The following is a 20,251-nucleotide window of genomic DNA, read 5'->3' on the forward strand; positions in this document are numbered from 1 at the left end:
TTGCGGATGCTCCCGGTGGTTGTGCGGTTCCAAACGCGAGGGTGGTTCTTCGGTGCGCGACGCATTCCCCCGGGAGTCTTCCGAGGAGTGCCTCGGTCACAAACACACCACAATGTCCGCTGTTATAGCCGAAAAAAGCGTCGAGACGCCCGAATTCAGGAGTTCGATTCGTTCCTCACGACGTCGAGTGCGGAGTTCAGTATGTCGTCGGCCCGCTGCTCGTCCCGGGCTTCGGCAGTCACCCGGACGAGCGGTTCGGTCCCGCTGGGTCTGACGAGGAACCACCCGTCGCCGGTATCGACTCGAAGCCCGTCGATCGTATCGATGTCGTCGTAGCGCTCGCGAAGGACGCGTTCGATGGCGCTCATCGCCTCGGCTTTGTTGTCGGTCTCGACGTTCGCTCGGCGCGTCACGTACTCCGAATCCGAGACAGTATCGAGGAGTTCTTCGAGCGAGCCGTTCGCCGCGACCAGCGTCGCGAGGTGAAGCGCCGCGTAGTGACCGTCTGGGGCGAGCGTCTGTTCGGGCCAGATCCACGCCCCCGACGGTTCGCCCCCGAATACGAACCCATCCTGTGATGCCACGTCCGCGACGTGGACGTCCCCGACGGGCGTGTACGTCACCGATCCACCGGACGTGGCAACCGTGTCGGCTACGACGAGGCTCGTGTCCACCGGAACGGCGACGCTCGGGGAGAGAGAACGTCCGGAAGGCTCGTTCGACTCGTCTGTATCGCGTGAGAACTCCGACTCCACGGCGTCGCGAGCGAACAAGGCGAGAAGCAGGTCTCCGGGAACGAAGTTCCCGCCGCCGGTGACTGCGACCATCCGATCGGCGTCGCCGTCGTGAGCGATGCCGAAGTCCGCATCCAGCGCCGGGGCCGCAGCTCGAAGGGCAGTGAGCGTGTCCGCGTTCGGCTCGCTCTTTCGCGCCGGGAATCGTCCGTCACGCTGGGCGTCGAGCGTGTGTACCGTCGCACCGAGTTCGTGAAGAGCGTCGACGGTAACGCGACCGGTACCGTTTCCCAAGTCGACGACGACCGAGAGCCCGCTCAAGGGGTTCGACGAGGCGTCATTCGAGGATTTCACAGCCGAGTGTTCGTCGGTGCGATCGCCCTCGGACGCCCGTGATCTCGAAAAAACCTCGACGAGGCGGTCGACGTGTCGCGAGGAGATCTGGTCGTCGACACGCTCGTTCCCGAACTGGTCCCAGGATGCGGGTTCGATGTCCGCCGACAGTTTTGGGTCGGGATCGGCCGTCGACGATTCCGCGTCAGTGTCTCCAGCGGAGAATCCGGGCTCGACACCGAGGGTCGAAAGACGGCGTTCGATCTCGTCGGTCTGTGCCGGGGTGAACGCCTGCCCCGACGGGTTCCAGAGTTTGATTCCGTTGTCGGGAGCGGGATTGTGTGAGGCGGTGATGCCGACGCCAGCATCGGCACTGAGCCACTGGACGCTCCTGGCGAGCGTGGGCGTCGAGACGACCCCGATTCTGACGACGTCGACCCCAAACTCGCGCAGGCCGGCGGAGACGGCATCGGCCAGGACTTCACCAGTGACCCGAGCATCCCGGCCGACGATCACCGTCTCGGTGTCCGCACCGAGCGCCCGTCCGAGGTCGAGAGCAAACCGGGCAGTGACGACCTCACCGACCGGCCCCCGAATTCCGCTCGTCCCAAACATATGGGTGGAATGCGGGATCGTTCGGTAAAAGCCATCGGGTCGCGCAGCGCTGGAAAATAATCGGGACGCGCAGCGCTGGAACAGCGGACGCAGTGGTGTTAGAGAGCGACTTCGGACACCACGATGTCCGGAGCTATTGGGGGCGGAGAGAGTAACAGCGGACAGAGTGGTGTGTCGGGACCAACGGGAACCGAACGGTGGTATTGGGCCGGACGAGGACTCGATGCGGGTCGAGCAGCGGACACAGTGGTGTTACGGAATCCGTCCGAAACGGAGAATGATCACCGAATTCGTCGGAACACGAGAACAGGAGTGTGAACGTGACCACCTGGAGTACGTACCCAAACGTCCAACGGACCTCACACGTTTGAAAAATCCTGAAGGGTGGGGGCCTCCTCGTCGGCCCCGGCGTCCACGTAGGGTGCGATAGAATCGTGAACACCGACGAGTTCGACCGTCTCGGCCATCGCCGAGAGGATGAGTTCGACGTCCATATCGAGCGCGTATTCGCGGTACGTCCCCCCACGGCGTCCCTCGTTCCGTTCGGTGACGGAGACGATCCCGAGCATCGCCAGTTCGCTCAGATGATCGCGCATCCGCCGCGGGACGAGTGGATCCCGGTTCGCGAGTTCCGCGAACCGCGTATAGCGCGGTCGGACGTCGCGAGAGCGGACAGGGGCTTCACCTTCGAGATCGAGTGTCAACAGCGCGTACAGCACGAGGTGGCCGTGTTCGGTGAGTCCGTTGATGCCTTCCTTGATACGGCCTCGCTCCAAGGCGCGTCGACCGCGCCGGACGTGTTCCTCGGTCACGACGTCCGTCTCTTCGTCGCGAGCGAGGTCGCCGGCCTTCATCAACAGGTCGATCGACTGTCTGGCATCGCCTGCGTCTTTCGCGCCGTAGGCGGCGCAGAGCGGGATCACCTCGTCGCTGAGGACGTCGTCGTGAAACGCGACCTCGCCGCGCTGTTCGAGGATCGCACGGAGGTTCTCGGCGTTGTAGGCGGGGAAGTGGATTTCCTGTTCACAGAGGGAGCTTTTCACCTTGGGCGAGAGGTCGTCCCGGAAGGAGAAGTCGTTGGAGATACCGATGAGACCGATCTTCGCTTCTTCGAGGTCGTCGTTAGCGCGCGCTCGTGGAAGTTGATAGAGGATGCTATCGTCGTTCACGTGGTCGATTTCGTCGAGAACGACGAGTACGGTACCACCACAGGCGTCGAGGTCCTCCCACAGCATTTCGTAGACGGAAGCCAGCGGATATCCCGTCGTCGAGATCTGGTTGGCCTCCGAGCGGAGGTCGTTGACGAGGCGGGTTGCGATTTGATACGAACTCGTCAATCCATCACAGTTCAGGAAGATGACGGTGAGATCGATATCGTCGTACTGCGCAGCGTCCTCTCGAAGGTGGGCGAGGAGGTATTTCGTTGCGGCCGTCTTTCCGACGCCCGTCTTACCGTACAAGAAGATATTGTTCGGTTGTTCGCCGTTGATCACGGGCTGAAGGGCCGCCTGATACGTCCGGAGTTCCTCGTCTCGGCCGACGAGCTCTTCGGGCTGGTAGTCCTCTCGGAGGGCGTCGCGATCACGATAGATCTCGTTGTCCCGTTCGAAGAGGACCATACGATTTACACATAACAGACGGGAGTAATAAAACCACCGTGTCCGCAGTGTCCGCTGTTCCGTTGTATTAAGACAGTAGTGGCTACACCCCCCCTCCACTTTGTCCGCTGTTATCGGGAAATGAAGGGTGGGGGGTTAACTCAGCGGCAGAATAGGCTTTGTAATTTGGAAAGTATTATATATCAATACAAATAATTAGTCCGTAAGCTAAAGTAAAATTAATTAAGCAGTGGAGTTGGTTTAACATTTCGAGCGGTGAACGCCACCTCCTGATTGTACACGGTCTTCCGACTTCTAGTGGCGAGCGAGAGCCGACGGAGAGAACAGCGGACATCGTGGTGGTGCCGAAAAGTCGTTCTCGTCGATAATCCACCGTCGGTGCGTACTTCTCGTTTTGGGAGGTTATCGAACAGAAGAGGATAATTCAATACCACTCATTCACCGTTTAGACGCCTAAAACGCGTTTTTTCTCCCACCACTGAGAGGTTTACCACCCCCGTCTTTGATCCACTCGTCGTCGAACGACCCGCTATTTAGCCGACAACAGCGGACAAAGTGGAGGGGGAGGGGGGAACATATTCCATTGCGAGACCGACGTCCTCTATCGGAACCGAGACCCTCTGGATATGCCTCGTTTTGCAATCGAATTGAACACGCCAGCTGGAAGACCCGCTGATCCGCAAGTGTAACAGCGGACATCGTGGAGTGACTGGAATCCGATTAATTAGATCTGGCCCTGAGAGAGGGCCTGTTAACCAAGGATTCGGCACTTGCTGTCCGAACAGCGGACGTGGTGGTGTGGAATCTCGTCGTCGTCGGACTCTCACTTCATCCGGTCGGGTGCTCCGTCAACTGGATCACTACATCTCGACCGACGGTCAAGTGGCGTCTCTCGAAGAGTAGAACAGCGGACATAGTGGAGGGGGAGGGGCGCCTGCAATGCAACTATCGGAAATCGACGGGCGATGCATCGGAAATCGACGAGAAGTGGCGCTAATCTTCCGGATAAACCGATCAGTGACTCGTAAAATTCACTTATTGTACGAATCGGGGATCAGTACGAGTCCGTGTCGACCGATCGTTCGATCGATAAGCGATCCGATCTGGTCGAGCGCCGTCGAGATTGAACTAGCCGGGAGATAGAAATCGGTCTCTTCGGTCTCGGTGCGGGTTCGATTGCGGTTGTCGACAGTAGCCATTGTATCTACACGTACTTCCCGGGTGGTATTGAGGGTTTGTTAGTCCTCTTCCGGGTGTTTTTATTCTCAGTTCCTATTTCACTCCCTAATCTCGAATCAAATATCATATATCTGCATCAATCCGGAATATGAGTGATGATCGTTTGTGTATAATTCGGCGGCCCTGTCTTCGGAGGAAGTGACTACAGGTCCGGCGTCAGAGGGTACCGACTGCCGTCAGGGTGACAGAATCTCGACCAAGTTTTGTTCCGGATCTCGGATGAAGAAGATGGTCGTCCCGCTCTCGGTCGTCTGCGGTTCGCTCAGCGTTTCGGCGTCCGCAGGGAGTTCTCTGTACCGAGCGTGGACGTCGTCGACGGTCAGACCGATATGGCTGGTCTCCGACACGTCGATGCGTGGTTCCGACCCGGTTTCGGTGGCAGATTCGCCGGTCGAGTCGTACGAGACCAATTCGAGTCGTACCGTTCCAGCGTCGAGGTGGGCGAATTCGGCACGCGCCCCCGGGACGGCTACCCCTGTCGCAAACGCTTCTCCGCCGACCTCGAATCGGGAGAGGAGTTCGAGGCCGAGCGTGTCGCGGTAAAACGACACGGCTCGGTCCAGGTCTGAGACGGTCACCCCGACGTGATGAGCGGTGTATTCGGACATTGTACGTCGATATCTGCTGATACCCAAAGGCCCATCGAACGGGGGATCTCGATGACTGCGCTGCGTCTCGATCACGAAGGCGGGGTTCCGTGTCTATCGGTCTCTGGTCGTCGTGAGATTACGACCTCTCGATTCGGAGGGAGAACACGACCACTCGGGAGCTGAGGATTATCCTGGTTCGTGACCTTCACGAAATGGTCCTTTTCACCGACATCCTGAGCCCACATACTATCATCTTTGTTAACTATTCTTCTTCCTCGTTTCCGAAACGAGCTTCACACCATCGACCGCGGAGCTGTTACGACAGCCAAGCCGGCAGTATTCCCGCTTCGCGCAAGGTTTTTGACGACTCACGACCCAGTTTCGTTCGACAACGCTGAGTCACAGAGTGACTTCGGCGGGAGCAACTCGTATCAGATGAGCGAAATCACGGTTATTACCGAACGAGACGAGTTCGTCGAGACCGCGGATTCGGCCCCGGACGGGGCACGGGTCCCTATCGAAGTTCGCACCGTCGTTCCGGACCCGTTCGACGCGTACCGCAGGGTTCGGAGTCCAGACGGCCACGGGATCTATCTCGAAACCACCGGCGGGCAGTCCGGGTGGGGATACTTCGCGGTCGATCCGATCGAACACGTAACGGTGCCGAACTCGAAGGCATCGACCGTATCCAGCGATGACGAGTCCCAACGGGATTCTGACACCGATACCCCAACGATCGAGGCGATCGATTCACTCCTCGGCCGCGAACACCTCGTCCGTGGCGAGTGCGACGTCCCGTACCCGTGCGGTGCATTCGGGTGGCTTTCGTACGACGTGGCCCGCGAACTCGAATCGCTCCCTGATACGACCGACAACGACGGCCTCCCGCAACTCCAACTCGGCGTGTTCGATGCCGTGGTCGCGTGGCAGGAGCCACGCGACGAAACGGACGAGATCCGTACGCGAGAGGGGGAGAGTGATCGTGTAGAGAGGAATGATGGGGTCGAGCTCCGCATTACAGTGTGTCCCACTGTCGACGATTCACCTGGAGACGCGTACCAGGAGGCACTCGACAGGGCAACGTCGCTAGCCGAGTCCGCCGTCTCCGACCCGATGTACGATCCCTCCCCGGCGGTCGACGCGGACCGCGCCACCTTCGAGAGCGAGTGCGGCGAAGCCGAGTTCGCGGACCGCGTTCGAACGATCAAACAGTACATTCGTGACGGCGATACCTTTCAGACGAACGTCTCCCATCGGCTCGTCGCGCCGGCCGCGGTCTCTCCGGTCCGGGCCTTCGACGCCGTGCGACGCGTCAATCCCGCACCGTACTCCGGCTTACTGGAGTTCCCCGGTATCGACCTGGTGAGCGCGAGCCCGGAACTGCTCCTGGAAGTCGACGGTGACCGGCTGCTCACCGAACCCATCGCGGGGACCCGCCCGCGCGGATCGACCCAAGAGGCGGACGCGGAACTGGAGTCCGACCTACTCGCAGACGAGAAAGAACGCGCCGAACACGCGATGCTGGTCGACCTGGAACGCAACGACCTCGGGAAGGTCAGCGAATACGGATCGGTCGAGGTCTCGGAATACCGGCGGGTCGACCGATACTCGGAGGTGATGCATCTGGTCTCGCTCGTGGAGGGGATTCGACGCGAGGGGACGACCGTCGCCGACGCCGTCGCCGCGGTCTTCCCCGGTGGAACGATCACCGGGGCCCCGAAACCGCGGACGATGGAGATCATAGAAGAGGTGGAACAGACCCGACGCGGTCCCTACACGGGCAGTATCGGCGTCTTCGGGTTCGACGAGCGCGCCACGCTCAATATCGTCATCCGGACCCTCGTTCGACGCGGCGAGCAGTACCGGCTTCGCGTCGGCGCGGGTATCGTTCACGACTCCGTTCCCGCCGACGAGTACCAGGAGACGCTCGACAAGGCGCGGGCTCTCATCAACGCCGTCGACGAGGCGCTCGGCGAACAGGCCTCCTTCGCGGTCGAAAACGTGGCGGACGTAGACGCCGAGGACGTACCGGGCGTAGACGCCGAAGACGCACCGGGTGAACCGCAACCCCTGGAAGCGGAGGAAGAGCGTTGATCCTCATCGTCGACAACTACGACTCGTTCGCGTACAACCTCGTCCAGTACGTCGGGGAGTTCGAAGAGGTGGTCGTCCGGCGGAACGACGCCATCGACGTGGCGGGCATTCGCGACCTCGCCCCCGACGGCGTCGTCGTCTCGCCCGGTCCGGGAACGCCGCAGGATGCCGGCATCTCGATGGACGTCTTCGCGGACACCGACATCCCGGCGCTCGGCGTCTGTCTCGGACACCAGGCGCTCTGTGCCGCCCACGGCGCGCCGGTCGGACACGCGCCCGACGTCGTCCACGGCAAGCCCTCGCTCGTCCGTCACGTTGGCAGTCCCCTGTACGAGGGCGTCGAGAACCCCTTCGAGGTGGGGCGGTATCACTCGCTGGCGGTCGAACGCGAACACGTCCCGGACGTGCTCGTCGAGACGGCCGTGACCGACGACGAACAGGGTATCGTAATGGGCGTCGAGCACGCGGAAAAACCACACTACGGCGTCCAGTTTCACCCCGAAAGCATCCTGACCGACGCCGGCAAACAGATCGTCGAGAACTTCTGTCGGTCGATCGCCGATCCGGAAGTACCCGCGGGCGACAGATAACCCGTTTTACAGACCCCTTAGCCCGTGAGGGCCGCTATTTTTCGCGATCCGGAGGGTCAATATCGTGGTGAGTCTGAATGTCCGGCAGTTTGTCGAGCGCGAGGCGGACGAGCGACGTGTGGCCCGCTCCGCGCTCCTCGCGATACAGCGCGAGCGAGAGGCCGACCATCGCCAGGATGGCTAACACGGAAAAGGGCGCACCGGTGAGCACCGCCAGCGCTTGGAGAGTTTCCCCGCCCCCGACGAGAATCACCGCCAGCGCGACGGTCGCCTGTACACCACCCCAGAGCGCGATTGTACTGCGGGAGGGGGCGACGCCCCGCCGCGACGCCAGGATCGCCGCGATCAGTGTGGACGTGTCGGCGGAGGTGACGATGAACACGACGATGAGTGCCAGAAACAGGAACAACAGGAGATCTCCCAGCGGGAGCGCCGACAGCAGCGGAAACCCGGCGACGGCTTCGCTCCCACCGCGCGCCTCGATCGCTGCCAGGATGTCGACGGTTCCCGAGCGTTGGAACGATAGCGACGTCCCGCCGAAGACGAGGAACCACGCGCCCGTCGCGGCCGACGTGGCCCCGACGCTCGTCAGCACGACCGTTCTGAGGCGTCGACCGCGGGAAAGCGCCGCGAGGAACAGTCCGGCGAACGGCGCCCACGAGAACCACCACGCCCAGTTCCAGACAGTCCACTCGGTCACCCACGACCCCGAAGCGTAGAGACTCATCGGGATGAAATGGAACAGGTACGAGCCGACGGCCTCTCCCCCGCGATCTACGATGAACCCGCGCGGACCGACAGCGAGCAAGAGCGCTCCGAAGAGGCCAAAGAGGACGACGTTGAGGCCTGCGATGCGCCGGATGCCCCGGTGAAGCCCCGACACCGCCGAGAGGACGAACACGGTCGCCAGTCCCCCCACGAACAGCACGGGACCCATATTTCCGGGGGGGACACCCCACTGGAACTCCACGCCGGTCAGGAACTGCTGTGAGACGAGCGCGATCGAGGTCGCGATCCCGCCGATGGTCGCGAAGACGGCCAGCGTGTCCACGAGTCGACTCCACAGCGAGTCCAGCCCGTCGACGCCGAAAAACGGGGTCAGAATCGAAGAGATGCGAAGCGGGGCCCCCCGTTCGAAGACGAAGTACGCGATGGGGATTCCGAGGACGGCGTACGCACTCCACGCCGAGAGCCCCCAGTGAAAGAGCGCATACACCAGCGCGGCACCGATGGCCGCCTCAGACTGAGCCGGCACGTCGAAGTACGGCGGTGGTTGACGGTAGTGAAAGAGCGCTTCAGCGGGCCCCCAGAACACGATGCCGGCGGCGATGCCGGCGGTGAACACGAGCGAGAAGTACGTCGGGTACGTGTAGGTGGGTTCGACGTCGTCGCCGCCGAGCTTGACGTCTCCCCAGGAACTCAACAGGAGCACGGCGCAGTAGACGACCGACAGCAACACCGTCCCGAGTAGTACCGGACCCATCCCCCGAAGCACGCTGTCGGTGAGTCCATCGACCACACTCGTCGTACTCGCGGGGAACAGAACGTGCAGTCCGAAATAGAGGGTGAAGACGAGGATCGGAAGGCCGAGCGTGATCGGATTCTGACGCGAAACGACGGTCGACAGGAGCGTCCGTAACGATCCGCGGCGGACGCGGAGCAGCGACGCCGCGTACGTCTCCGCCGATTCGACGCCCTCGTACGGGAGGGCCGCGAGGTAACCGAGGCCGGACCCGAAAAACAACAGCGAGAGGCCGAGCCAAGCCCGTCCGCCGAGGGCGTCGCCGACGAACGACGGGAAGAAGAACCCGATGAGGACCACGGTCCCCGAACCGACGAACGACAGGAGGAGCGCGTTCGCGAGTATCCGTCCGTGATCGGATTCGTCGCTCCCACTCATACGATGTCTGTTAGCACGGGTCGGTATTATACTGTTGACTGTCTCGCGGTACTCACGCGTCCTCGCGATCACGACGACCGAGGTCTGAACGACCGCTGCCTGCCTCTTCGGATTCGAGGACCGATTCCCCGAGCAGTCGACCGCCGATTGCCCGCAGGTCGATTATCTCGTCGGCGCCGACGGCGTCGAGTTTCCGGACGTGCGTCTCCTCGTTCGCGACGGTGACGATCCGGACGTCGGGATTCACGTTTCGGGCTGCCAGCACCGCGAGGACGTTCTCTGCATCGTCGTCGCCGGCGACGGCGACGCCGCTCGCGGCCTCTACACGGGCGTCACGCAGGACCGACTCGTCGGTGGGATCGTCGGTCAGCACCTCGACCCCTTCGCCGGCTAACCTGGAGGCCGCGTCGGCGTTCTCCGTCACCACCACGAGATCGGTCTCCTCGTCGATCCGTTCGAGAAACGATTCCGTCACGTCGCCGTACCCGAGGACCACGACGTGATCCTCGAGAAGTGAGAGCTCTGATGCAGTCATAGTTCCGAAGGCCGCTGCCATCCGCGACTCTATCGCCGGGCCGATCAGCGCGCCCACCGCGACGGTGAACGCGCCCGTGCCGAGGAGGATCACCGAAAGCGAGAACAGTTTCGCCTCGGCCGTTACCGGGGTGATATCGCCGTAACCGACGGTCGCGATAGTGACGACCACGTAGTAGAACGCGTCGCCCCAGCCGTCGAGTTCCAGAAACTGCCCGCGGAGCCCGTAGGCCCCGACGGTCCCGTACAGGCCGACGCCGAGGATCGACGTCAGCGCCGCAATCTGGAGCGACGAGAGATCGAGCGTCTGACTGAACACGTCCCGATTCGCCGCCAGTAGCGGAATCGCGGCGAAAACGAGAAGCAGTAACGGAACCTCGGTCGTCCGACCCGTGGTGAGGGGGAGGAGCGCCAACCCCGGTAGCAACGCCATCGCCGCCAGCCACGCGATCCGCTTCCGCCGCTGGAGGCCGACGGTCACGAGACCGAGCGGGAACGCGAACAACACGCCCGCGAACCGGACGAACGTCCCCGAAAGCGGCAGCACCGCCGCGAGCGGCCCCTCGAGGACCGGTTGCGGTTGGCTCAGGTTCGAGAGCCCGGTCACGAATCCGAGAACCGTGATCGCGGCCATCAGTGCGACCGTCGATTTCGCGCCGGAGAACTCCCGCCACTCGACGAACGGGACCCGGTCCGTCGGATAGAAGACCTCCTCGAACGGACGCTCCTCGGACTGCCCCTGTGAGTCAACCACTACCGAGAATAGTCGGAGCCGAAATAAAACTGTACTGTTGAATATGTCGTGATTTGACCGCCGCCGGCAGTCTCAACACCCCGCTCCTTCTACCGTCGAATATGACCGTGCGTCCTCTCACGACCGAGTGGAACGGGTCGCGGAGCGAATCCAGACAGTGTCCCCCGAATCGGACCCGACGGAACCGCGGAACTCCCCGGGGAAAGCGGTCCTCGACGTCGAGGGATCCCGAATGAATCCGGCGATCCTCTTCGGCGTCGGCACGATGCTTGCGTGGGGGTTCTGGATCACGTTCGGCAACGTCGCCTCCAACAGTATCGACCCGGAGATGGCCGCGTTCGTCTCGTATCTGACTGCGACGGTCGTGACCGGCGTCTACGTCGTCTTTTCCGACGCCTCGGTCGCCGTGACCAACCGGGGCTTGCTCTACTCGGCCGTCGCCGGCGTCGCGGCTGCTCTCGGCGTCCTCTCGACGTTTATCGGCGTCACCGTCGGCTCTACGGCAGTCGTCTCGACCATCGGCGGTATGTACTTCGTGACGGCCGCAGTGATAAGCGTCGCCGCGCTCGGGGAACCGCTTTCGATCCAGAAAGTCGCCGGTATCGGCCTCGCGCTCGTCGCCATCGTCGTCATCAATCAGTGACCCGTCGAGTCCCCTCCTCGATCACCGTCGCCGTTTATGAGTGCTAAGTGGTTCCCACAACGGATAAAACGAATGTCACGTTGTGTCCGCGAATCGCGAGCTACCGTGTTTTAAGACGCTCTCCGGAGAATTTCGTTCCGTATGAAGCGAACCATCAGCACGGACGATGCACCTGCGGCGGTCGGCGCGTACAGCCAGGCGACGACGAACGGCAGCCTTCTGATCACGGCCGGACAGCTCCCGCTGACGACCGATGGCGAGCTCCTCGACGACGAGTCGGTCGCAGACCAGACACGACAGTGCCTGCGGAACGTCGAGGCGATCCTCGAGTCCGAGGGCCTCTCGCTGTCCGACGTGCTGAAAACCACGGTCTTCCTCGACGACATCGACGACTTCGACGAGTTCAACGAGGCCTACAGCGAGTTCTTCGATGAGGCCCCGCCGGCGCGGAGCGCCATCGGTGCCGGCGCGGTCCCGAAGGGTGCGGCCGTGGAGATCGAAGCGATCGCGACCACCGAGTAACTCGGTCGACGTCGGATACCGTCCGAGAGAACGGCCTAGTCCCGGAACAAACCCTTAATGATTCTCGGGGCGCTACCCGTTCACGTATGACCGACGGGGCCCCCACCGACATTCTCCGGGTCGACCTGAGCAGCGGCACGGTCGAGCGCGAGGCGATCCCGGAACGGTGGCTGACCGAGTACGTTGGCGGGAAGGGCCTCGGGGCGCGCTATCTCTACGATCGGCTGGAACCGGGGACTGACCCGCTCGGCCCGGACAACTACCTCCTCTTCACGCTCGGACCCTTGAGCGGTCTGCTCCCGGGCAAACCCCAGTTCGCGGCGATCACCCGCTCGCCGTTGACCGGGACGTTCCTCGACTCCTACAGCGGCGGCACCTTCGCGTCCTCCCTCGTCGGGGCGCTCGACGGCGCGCTCGGCGTCGCGATCACGGGCCAGGCCGACGAACCGGTGGCCCTCGAACTCGAAGACGGGGCGGCGACCCTGTCGGCTGCCACGGACCTGTGGGGCCGCGACGTCGTCGAGACCTGTGACGCGTTCGAGGGCACCGTCGCGTGCGTCGGGCCGGCGGGGGAGAACCGCGTTCGTTACGCGACGATCGCCTCCGACGGGGGCGACCACCACGCCGGTCGCGGCGGCGCGGGCGCGGTGATGGGTGCGAAACGACTGAAGGCGGTCGTCGCCCGCGGCTCGCCGCCGGAACCGTCGGCGGCGGTCGCGGCGCTACGAGACGAGTACGAGCGGCGCTACCGCGAGCACGACGTCGGCCGGTGGCACGCCGCGAGCGCGACGCTCGAAACCGTCGACTTCGCCGACGAGGTGGGCGTCCTCTCGACCCGCGGCTGGCAGGAGGGCTCGTTCGACGGCGCGGCGGACATCGGTATCGACGCCGTCCGCGACGCGGCGGTCGAACGCGAGGCCGACGAAACGTCCGAGATACCCGGCGGGTTCCGAGTCGAGACGGAGACCGGCGCGTCGGTGCCGCGCGGGGCGACGCCGATGTCGCTCGGCGCGGGACTGGGCATCGGTGACTTCGATGCGGTCGCCGCGCTCGGACAGGTCTGCGATCGGCTCGGAATCGACGTCATCAGCGCCGGGAACGCGGTCGCCTGGACGGTCCGAGCCGTCGAAGACGGCGTCGTGGACGCGCCGAATTCGCTCGGTTCGACGCCCGACTTCGGCGACGAGGCCGCCGCCCGGGACCTCATCGAGGCGATAGCCCGGCGGGAGGGAACTGTCCCCGACGCCCTCGGTGACGGCGTCGAGGCCGCCGCGGACCGACTCGGCGGGACCGACCTCGTGCCGACGATCAAGTCGATGGAACTCCCCGCCTACGACCCCCGCGGGTCGCCGACGACGGCCCTGGCGTACGCGACGAGCGACCGCGGCGCGTGTCATCGACGCTCGCTCCCCGCCGAGACGGAGGTGTTCGAGGGCGACTCCTGGGACGACACCGACCGAGTGCGACTGGTGATTCGCGAGCAGACGATCACCTCCGTCCTCTGGAGTCTGATCGCCGACGACTTCGCCGGCGCCGTGTTGGAGGACGACCTCGGAGCCGAGTGGTTGTCGACGGTCGACGCCACGGCTCCGACCGACCCCGCCGAACTGCTCCGGGTCGGCGAGCGCACGTGGACGCTGACCCGACTGTTCAACGTCCGCGAGGGGTTCGATGCCACGGACGAGACGCTCCCGTCCGTGTTCGAGCGACCGCTCCCGGGCGGCCCCTCTATCGAAACCGATTGGTTCGACGGCCTTCGAAGCCGCTACTACGCGGCTCGCGGATGGAGCGACGCGGGGATTCCGACCCGCGATCTGCTCGACCGGCTGGACCTTCTCGACGTGGTCGACGAGGAAACGCCCATCGCTCGCGACTCGGCCGTCTGCCGTAGCGATTGAAAAAATCGTCAGCCCTTCGAAACGAAACCCGTCGCAGAGCGCTCAGTCGTCCGCCGGCGCGTCGCCCGCGTCGGACGGCTCGACGCCGACTTCGATTTCGGCGGCCGCGGCCTTGTACTCGGGAATCTTCGCGCGCTCGTCGAGCACGTCGTTCGTTAGAACGTTTGCGGAGGCGGTCGCGAAGTGCGGCGTGGTCCAGATGACGCCCTCTTTGATGTCCTCGGTGACGTTGGCCTCCACTTCGATTTCTCCGCGTCGAGACTTCACGGTGATCTTCTCGCCGTCCTCGATGCCGTAGCGTTCGGCGTCGTTCGGGTGGACGTCGACGAAGTTCTCCGGGTACTGCTTGTTGAGCCGCGGCGACCGACGGCTCATCGTCCCGGTGTTGTAGTGCTCTTCGAGGCGGGCGGTCGTGAGGATCAGCGGGTACTCGTCGTCGGGCACCTCCTTCGGCGGCTGATGGGTGACGCCCTCGATGTGACCGAGGCCGCTCTCGGTGTCGAAGCTGTCCTCGTAGAGGAACTGATCGCCCTCGTCGCCCTGCTCGTAGCAGGGCCAGTGGATGCCCTCCTCGCCCAAGGCGTCGTAGGTCATCCCGTGGTAACTCGGACAGACCTGGCGGAGCTCCTCGAACACTTCCTCGGGGGTGTCGAAGTCGAAGCCCTCGCCGAAGAGTCGCGTGCCGACTTCACAGAGGATTTCGAGGTCGTGCTTGGTGTTCTCGTGGACCTTCTGGACGCCGCGCATCCGCTGGACGCGGCGGTCGGTGTTGGTGACCGTGCCGCCGCGCTCGGCCCACGTCGTCGCCGGCAGCACGACGTCGGCGTACTCCGCGGTCTCGGTCATAAAGATGTCCTGGACCACCAGGAAGCCGAGTTCGTCGAGGAGGTCGGCGGTGTGGTTGGCGTTCGGCTCCGACATGATGGGGTTCTCGCCCATCACGTACATCGCCTGGATCTGCTCGCCGATGTTCTTGGTAATCTCGACGTTCGTCAGACCGGGCTCGTCCGGGATTTCGAAGCCCCAGACGTCCTCGACGCCTTCGCGGGCCTCGTCGTCGTCGACGAGCTGATAGCCGGGAAGGACGTTCGGCATCGCGCCGACGTCGCTCGTGCCCTGGACGTTGTTCTGTCCGCGCAGCGGGTTCACGCCCGTCCCCGGTCGGCCGAGGTTGCCGGTGATCAGCGCGAGGTTGATCTCGTTTTGGACGTTGTCGACGCCGCAGGTGTGCTGGCTCATCCCCATCCCCGTGAAGATGGCGGCGTTGTCGGCGTTCGCGTACTTCTCCGCCGCCAGTTCGATGTCTTCGAGCGGGACGCCGCACTCCTCGGCGGCGGCTTCCTTGTCGAAGTCCTCCAGGGTCTCCCGGAGGTCTTCGATGCCTTCGGTCCGCTCCTCGACGAACTCCTCGTCGACCCAGTCGTTCTCCAGCACCGTCTTCAGGACGATGTTGAGAAGCGGGATGTCCGCGCCCGGTTCGACCTGGAGGTGCTGGTGGCGTTCGGTCTCCTCGATGTCGAACGAGGTCGTCGTCTTGTTCGCGTGGGGGTCGACCTGGATGACGGTCGCGCCGTCGAGAACGGCCTGCCGGAAGTAGTTGCTGTTCGCGATGGGGTGCTGTTCGGCGGGGTTCGCGCCCTGGATCCACAGCACGTCGGCCTCGTCCATGAGGTCCTCCATACTGTTGGTCATCGCGCCCGCGCCGAGGCTCGTCCGGAGCGCCCACACGGTCGAAGCGTGGCACATCCGGGTACAGTTGTCGACGTTGTTCGTGCCGTAGCGTCGCGCGAGTTTCTGGAGGAGGTAGTTCTCCTCGTTCATCGTCTTCGAGGAGCCGAAGAAGCCCATCGCGTCGGGGCCGAACTCCTCGCGGACTCCCTCCATCTCGGAGACGATCCGCTCGTAAGCCTCGTCCCAGGATGCCTCCCGGAACTCGCCGTCTTCCTTGATGAGCGGGTCTGTGAGACGGTCTTCGTGGTCGACGACCTGCGTCGCCGCCCCGCCTTTGATGCACACGCGGCCGTCGTTGACGGGTGCGTCGCCCCACGGCATAAATCGCATATCGCCGGGGTCCTCGCCGGGTTGTACCTGGATCCCACAGCCGACGCCGCAGTACGGACAGATGGTCTTGACCGGCTCTTGTTCGTCACTCGACATAACGTGTTTCCTCCGCGTGATTATTCATCTCGTTTGTAACCGTACCTGGCCACGAGTATGAATCTTTCTCACATAGTCTGTATCCACGTCTCGTGGCATATACAACCCATTTACGGCGACAGTATCGGACGGTCCGCCGTGCCCCTCGATAGTTTCGGATAGCCCCACAGAGTAATTATATACGGTTTACACCCGCGTGGGCCGAAGCGTCGAGAGACGTAAAAATAGGAAGTATCAGTGCTCTTTACCGACGGCAATCGCGTCCGCGACCCATACCAGGTGACGGTCGTGCGTAACCGAAACTCGCTACGAGGTCAGTACGTCACGCGCTCCAACGAGTCGATGCCGCCGATCCACTGGTGGTCGTCGCCGTCGCTGATGTCGTTCTCCTGCCAGGCGATCGGTTCCCAGTGTGGATCGAGCGTGAGGTAACTCCCGGTGTTGAACTCGATGCGGTGCCCGCTGGTGGGATCGCGGGCGTACATAAACTCGCCGCGGGAGATGCCGTGCTGTCCGATACCGTCGACCGGAACGCGGTTCTCGTTCATCACGTTGTGCGCCTCGAAGAGGTCGTTCGCGGAGTCGACCTCGTAGGCGATGTGGTGGACTGCGGCGTCGTCGTCGTCGTTCTCCGACTGGACGATCGCCAGATCGATCTTTGCACCGCAGGCGCTCAGGAACGTTCCCCAGCGGGATCCGTCCTCGAGGTCGTAATACTCCTGCACCTGATACCCCAACTCGTCGCGGATCCACTCCGCGCACTCGAGGGCGTCCTGATCCCAGATCTGAAGGTGGTCGATGCGGTTCGGCGCGATCGGATCGTTGTTAGTCGGATCGTACTGTCTGTTCTTCAACCGCGAGCGCCGCTCCGCCGGCGCGTCCGGTTTCGACATCTCGCCGTACAGTTCGAATCGGTGGCCGTTCGGCACCTCGAAGCGGATCGCCTCGCCCTGTCCCGCCTCGGTACCCTCGTCGATCCAGGTGACGTCCATCCCCTGCGCTTCGAACTTCTCGGCGAACGCCGCCACGTGTTCCGGTTCCTCGGTCTGCCAGCCGATGTGGTCGATCCCGGACTCCGCCGCCTCGGTCAGGCTGAGAGAGTGGTGATCCCACTCCTCGACGGCGCGAAGATACGCCGTTTCGTCCGTCCGCTCGACGATCTCCAAACCGACGGTATCGCCGAAGAAGGCCAATGAATCCTCCAGATCCGGCGTTTCCAGTGCGACGTGTCCGAGTCGGGCAACTTCTGGAGCCATCGATCTGGCGTTTCAGACAGAAGATAATAAGGGACCCACAGATTTTCAGAAAGTGGGATTCCGCCCGAAACGCTTGGATCCATAATTCCGAGGTATTGGCCCCGATAGAGCCCGATTTCTGCTTCTGAGACGTTGGAACGCGGTGATTCGGTGCCGGATCGCGCAGGTCGTCGGACCACCCTCCGTGGCCCGATCCGCGCTCCCGGTCGCGGTGTCGCTTCCGACAGTCTGAGGACCCTGGCACGGCTACATCCAGTATGGCACTCACCCCCGACCTCGTCGAAGAGAAAGTCCAGCGTTACCCGGAGATTCAGCCGCTCGCGCACGCCGAGGAGGAACACCTGGAGATGCTCCCGGAGATGCTCGCGGGCGGTGACTACGGCTGGCGAGACCCCGAGTGGATCGTCCAGTGGTACGGCCGCCGGTTCCTCGGGGGGATGCCGAACGCCGAGCGGCGCGCGCTGGAAGACGCCTACGACGACAACGATTACGAAGCGGTCCACGCAGCTATCGAGGCAGCCGTCGAGGCAGACGGTCCCAAAGAGAAGTGCTCCCACTTGACGAGCCTCGCCGGCGTGGACGTGCCGATCGCTTCGGCGTTCTGTCAGTTCCTCCACCCGGAGGAGTACGTCGTCGTCGACGAACGGCAGTGGTCGACGCTCCGCGAGTACGGCGAACTCGACGCGGCGTACCCGTCACCGCCGACGGCGACCGACTACGAACGCTACCTCGAAACGTACCGTGCGGTCGCCGAGCGGTGTGAGTGCTCGCTCTGGGACCTCTACCGAGCGCTCTGGGTACTGTCCGCGGATATCTGAACCAACTTTCAGGGGACGGCCGCCCTGGTGAGCACGGTACAGGACAGGTGTGAAAAAGCGAGCTCCGACAGGCGGCACTTTCGATATACCACCTGCTGTCTGGTGCGTTCGAACGCAACAAAGATAATCACCGCTGACGCCCGCCCGCAGTCCGACGGCGGGCGTCTATGGTGTGGCAGGCGCCCTAGAACAGGCCGCTGATGTTTCCGTCCTCGTCGATGTCCATTCCGGCCGCGGCCGGGACTGCCGGCAGCCCGGGCATGTCCAGCACGTCGCCGGTCAGCGCGACGATGAAGCCGGCGCCCGCGGACGGGTAGAGTTCGCGGACTTCGAGTTCCCAGCCCTCGGGCGCGCCCTTCTTCGAGGGGTCGTCGCTGAGGGAGTGGAACGTCTTCGAGAGACAGACCGGGGCGTCGTCGAAGCCGAGATCGTTCAGCCGTTCGATGTCGTCCTCGGCACCGCCGGTGAAGTTGACGCCGTCGGCGCCGTAGACCTCGGTCGCGACGGTCTCGATCTTCTCTTTGATCGGCGCATCGTCGGGGTAGAGGTGGTCGAACTCGTCCGCGTCGCCCTCGTCGACGGCTTCCACGACGTTCTCGGCGAGGTCGACGCCGCCCTCGCTGCCCTCGGCGAAGACGTTCGATTCGGCGATGCGAACGCCGAGATCCTCGCGGCAGTGGTCGAGGACGGCCTGGACTTCCTCGTCGGTGTCGTCGGGGAAGCGGTTGAGCGCGACGACGACCGGGACGCCGAACTTCTGGAGGTTCCGAACGTGCTTGTCGAGGTTCGCGAACCCGGCCTCGAGTTCGTCGACGCCGGCTTCCTTGACTTCCTCGAGGTCGGCGGGCCACATTCCCATCCCGTGGTACTTGAGCGCGCGCACGGTCGAGACGAGGACGACCGCGTTCGGCGTCATATCGCCCAGCCGGCAGACGATGTTCATGAACTTCTCTGCGCCGAGGTCCGAGCCGAAGCCGGCCTCGGTGACGAGGTAATCGCCCATCCCGAACGCCGTCTTGTCGGCGATCAGGGAGTTGGTGCCGTGGGCGATGTTCGCGAAGGGGCCGCCGTGGACGAACGCGGGCGTGCCCTCGATGGTCTGGACCAGGTTCGGCTTGATCGCGTCCTTCAGGAGCATCGCGGCCGGACCGGTAGCGTCGACGTCGTCGACGGTGATCGGCTCGCCGTCCGAGTCGTAGGCGACGATGATGCGCGCAATGCGCTCTTTGAGGTCCGCGAGGTCCTCGGCCAGACAGAGCACGGCCATCAGCTCGGAGGCCGCCGTCAGGAGGAATCGGCTCTCCCGCGGCGTCCCGCCGGACTTGCCGCCGAGGCCGACGACGATGTCACGGAGTGCACGCTCGTTCATATCCATCGCGCGCGGCCACGCCACGTCGTTGATGTCGACGTCGAACTCGTCGTCCTGGGAGATCTTCGCGTCGAGCATCGCCGCGATGAGGTTGTGCGCGGAGGTGAGCGCGTGGAGGTCGCCGGTGAAGTGGAGGTTGATGTCCTCCATCGGGAGCACCTGCGAGTAGCCGCCGCCGGCCGCGCCGCCCTTGACGCCGAAGACCGGCCCGAGCGACGGTTCGCGGATCGCGATCATCGCGTCCTCGCCGACGTGGTTCAGCGTCTGGCCGAGGCCGACGGTCGTGACCGTCTTGCCCTCGCCCATCGGCGTCGGGGTCATCCCCGTCACGAGTACGAGGTTGCCCTCCTTGTTCTCGGCGTTGTCCCGGAGGCGATTGACGCCGTCGTGGGACAGTTTCGCCTTGTAGTCACCGTAGAGTTCGATGTCGTCGTTGTCGATGCCCCACGGCTCGAGCACGTCTTTGATCGGCTCTTTTTCCGCGTCTTTCGCGATCTCGTAATCTGTGGGGAAACCGCCGTCGTCTTCGGACGTCATACTAAATGCTGTCCCGCGCACCTCACGTAAGGGTATCGGAAAAAAGTTA

General features: G+C 63.6%; 14 protein-coding genes. 6 read left to right on the forward strand and 8 right to left on the reverse strand.

From position 1 onward, the window contains the following. Window positions 1-155: 155 nt before the first annotated feature. The 3 genes from NO360_RS14755 to NO360_RS14765 all read right to left on the reverse strand — a co-directional run bounded on the left by NO360_RS14755 (window position 156) and on the right by NO360_RS14765 (window position 5,148). Window positions 156-1,682 (reverse strand): phosphopentomutase/phosphoglucosamine mutase, encoded by a 1,527-nt coding sequence (locus NO360_RS14755; protein ID WP_256308606.1) that lies wholly within the window; start codon window positions 1,680-1,682, stop codon window positions 156-158. Window positions 1,683-2,041: 359 nt separating this feature from the next. After that, window positions 2,042-3,301 (reverse strand): orc1/cdc6 family replication initiation protein, encoded by a 1,260-nt coding sequence (locus NO360_RS14760; RefSeq protein ID WP_256308607.1) that lies wholly within the window; start codon window positions 3,299-3,301, stop codon window positions 2,042-2,044. A gap of 1,415 nt (window positions 3,302-4,716) precedes the next feature. Next, entirely contained in the window at window positions 4,717-5,148 is a 432-nt protein-coding gene (locus NO360_RS14765) for a VOC family protein (protein ID WP_256308608.1), read from the reverse strand. A gap of 417 nt (window positions 5,149-5,565) precedes the next feature. Between NO360_RS14765 and NO360_RS14770 the strand changes: the two genes are divergently transcribed. Together NO360_RS14770 and NO360_RS14775 are read left to right on the forward strand one after the other, a co-directional pair. Continuing rightward, window positions 5,566-7,224, forward strand: a complete 1,659-nt coding sequence (locus NO360_RS14770) for an anthranilate synthase component I family protein (RefSeq protein ID WP_256308609.1) — start codon at window positions 5,566-5,568, stop codon at window positions 7,222-7,224. Beyond that, complete coding sequence (locus NO360_RS14775) at window positions 7,221-7,814, forward strand: anthranilate synthase component II (RefSeq protein ID WP_256308610.1); 594 nt, start codon at window positions 7,221-7,223, stop codon at window positions 7,812-7,814. The genes NO360_RS14770 and NO360_RS14775 overlap by 4 nt, the downstream gene beginning before the upstream one ends. 34 nt (window positions 7,815-7,848) lie before the next feature. Here NO360_RS14775 and NO360_RS14780 read toward each other — a convergent pair whose 3' ends face one another. Both NO360_RS14780 and NO360_RS14785 read right to left on the reverse strand, forming a co-directional pair. Beyond that, window positions 7,849-9,714: a BCCT family transporter gene (locus NO360_RS14780; protein WP_256308611.1), complete on the reverse strand. Its 1,866-nt coding sequence runs from the start codon at window positions 9,712-9,714 to the stop codon at window positions 7,849-7,851. Window positions 9,715-9,766: 52 nt separating this feature from the next. Then, entirely contained in the window at window positions 9,767-11,002 is a 1,236-nt protein-coding gene (locus tag NO360_RS14785) for an NAD-binding protein (RefSeq protein WP_256308612.1), read from the reverse strand. Between the two features lie 157 nt (window positions 11,003-11,159). On the opposite strand from NO360_RS14785, the gene NO360_RS14790 reads away from it, so the two are divergent. The 3 genes from NO360_RS14790 (at window position 11,160) to NO360_RS14800 (ending at window position 14,065) form a co-directional block, all read left to right on the forward strand. Then, complete coding sequence (locus tag NO360_RS14790; RefSeq protein ID WP_256308613.1) at window positions 11,160-11,645, forward strand: EamA family transporter; 486 nt, start codon at window positions 11,160-11,162, stop codon at window positions 11,643-11,645. 141 nt (window positions 11,646-11,786) lie between these two features. After that, window positions 11,787-12,167, forward strand: coding sequence for a Rid family detoxifying hydrolase (locus NO360_RS14795; protein WP_256308614.1), 381 nt, complete (start codon window positions 11,787-11,789; stop codon window positions 12,165-12,167). 86 nt (window positions 12,168-12,253) lie between these two features. Further along, window positions 12,254-14,065, forward strand: a complete 1,812-nt coding sequence (locus NO360_RS14800) for an aldehyde ferredoxin oxidoreductase family protein (RefSeq protein ID WP_256308615.1) — start codon at window positions 12,254-12,256, stop codon at window positions 14,063-14,065. A gap of 42 nt (window positions 14,066-14,107) precedes the next feature. On the opposite strand, the gene fdhF is transcribed toward NO360_RS14800, so the two are convergent. Both fdhF and NO360_RS14810 read right to left on the reverse strand, forming a co-directional pair. Beyond that, window positions 14,108-16,222 (reverse strand): formate dehydrogenase subunit alpha, encoded by a 2,115-nt coding sequence (gene fdhF / locus NO360_RS14805; RefSeq protein WP_256308616.1) that lies wholly within the window; start codon window positions 16,220-16,222, stop codon window positions 14,108-14,110. A 314-nt stretch (window positions 16,223-16,536) separates the two neighbouring features. Beyond that, entirely contained in the window at window positions 16,537-17,478 is a 942-nt protein-coding gene (locus NO360_RS14810) for a VOC family protein (RefSeq protein WP_256308617.1), read from the reverse strand. Between the two features lie 257 nt (window positions 17,479-17,735). Here NO360_RS14810 and NO360_RS14815 point away from each other — a divergent pair, with 257 nt between their 5' ends. After that, window positions 17,736-18,296, forward strand: a complete 561-nt coding sequence (locus NO360_RS14815; protein ID WP_256308618.1) for a hypothetical protein — start codon at window positions 17,736-17,738, stop codon at window positions 18,294-18,296. 184 nt (window positions 18,297-18,480) lie between these two features. Here NO360_RS14815 and NO360_RS14820 read toward each other — a convergent pair whose 3' ends face one another. Next, window positions 18,481-20,202 (reverse strand): formate--tetrahydrofolate ligase, encoded by a 1,722-nt coding sequence (locus tag NO360_RS14820; protein WP_256308619.1) that lies wholly within the window; start codon window positions 20,200-20,202, stop codon window positions 18,481-18,483. Window positions 20,203-20,251: the final 49 nt, after the last annotated feature.

It is taken from the genome of Halobellus litoreus (assembly GCF_024464595.1).
GTDB classification, from domain to species: domain Archaea; phylum Halobacteriota; class Halobacteria; order Halobacteriales; family Haloferacaceae; genus Haloquadratum; species Haloquadratum litoreum.

Excerpts from the sequence above, each read along its gene's own strand:
- NO360_RS14755 (WP_256308606.1), bottom strand. The coding sequence starts at position 1,682 with ATGTTTGGGACGAGCGGAATTCGGGGGCCGGTCGGTGAGGTCGTCACT.
- NO360_RS14760 (WP_256308607.1), bottom strand. The coding sequence starts at position 3,301 with ATGGTCCTCTTCGAACGGGACAACGAGATCTATCGTGATCGCGACGCC.
- NO360_RS14765 (WP_256308608.1), bottom strand. The coding sequence starts at position 5,148 with ATGTCCGAATACACCGCTCATCACGTCGGGGTGACCGTCTCAGACCTG.
- NO360_RS14770 (WP_256308609.1), top strand. The coding sequence starts at position 5,566 with ATGAGCGAAATCACGGTTATTACCGAACGAGACGAGTTCGTCGAGACC.
- NO360_RS14780 (WP_256308611.1), bottom strand. The coding sequence starts at position 9,714 with ATGAGTGGGAGCGACGAATCCGATCACGGACGGATACTCGCGAACGCG.
- NO360_RS14795 (WP_256308614.1), top strand. The coding sequence starts at position 11,787 with ATGAAGCGAACCATCAGCACGGACGATGCACCTGCGGCGGTCGGCGCG.
- NO360_RS14800 (WP_256308615.1), top strand. The coding sequence starts at position 12,254 with ATGACCGACGGGGCCCCCACCGACATTCTCCGGGTCGACCTGAGCAGC.
- fdhF (WP_256308616.1), bottom strand. The coding sequence starts at position 16,222 with ATGTCGAGTGACGAACAAGAGCCGGTCAAGACCATCTGTCCGTACTGC.
- NO360_RS14810 (WP_256308617.1), bottom strand. The coding sequence starts at position 17,478 with ATGGCTCCAGAAGTTGCCCGACTCGGACACGTCGCACTGGAAACGCCG.
- NO360_RS14815 (WP_256308618.1), top strand. The coding sequence starts at position 17,736 with ATGGCACTCACCCCCGACCTCGTCGAAGAGAAAGTCCAGCGTTACCCG.
- NO360_RS14820 (WP_256308619.1), bottom strand. The coding sequence starts at position 20,202 with ATGACGTCCGAAGACGACGGCGGTTTCCCCACAGATTACGAGATCGCG.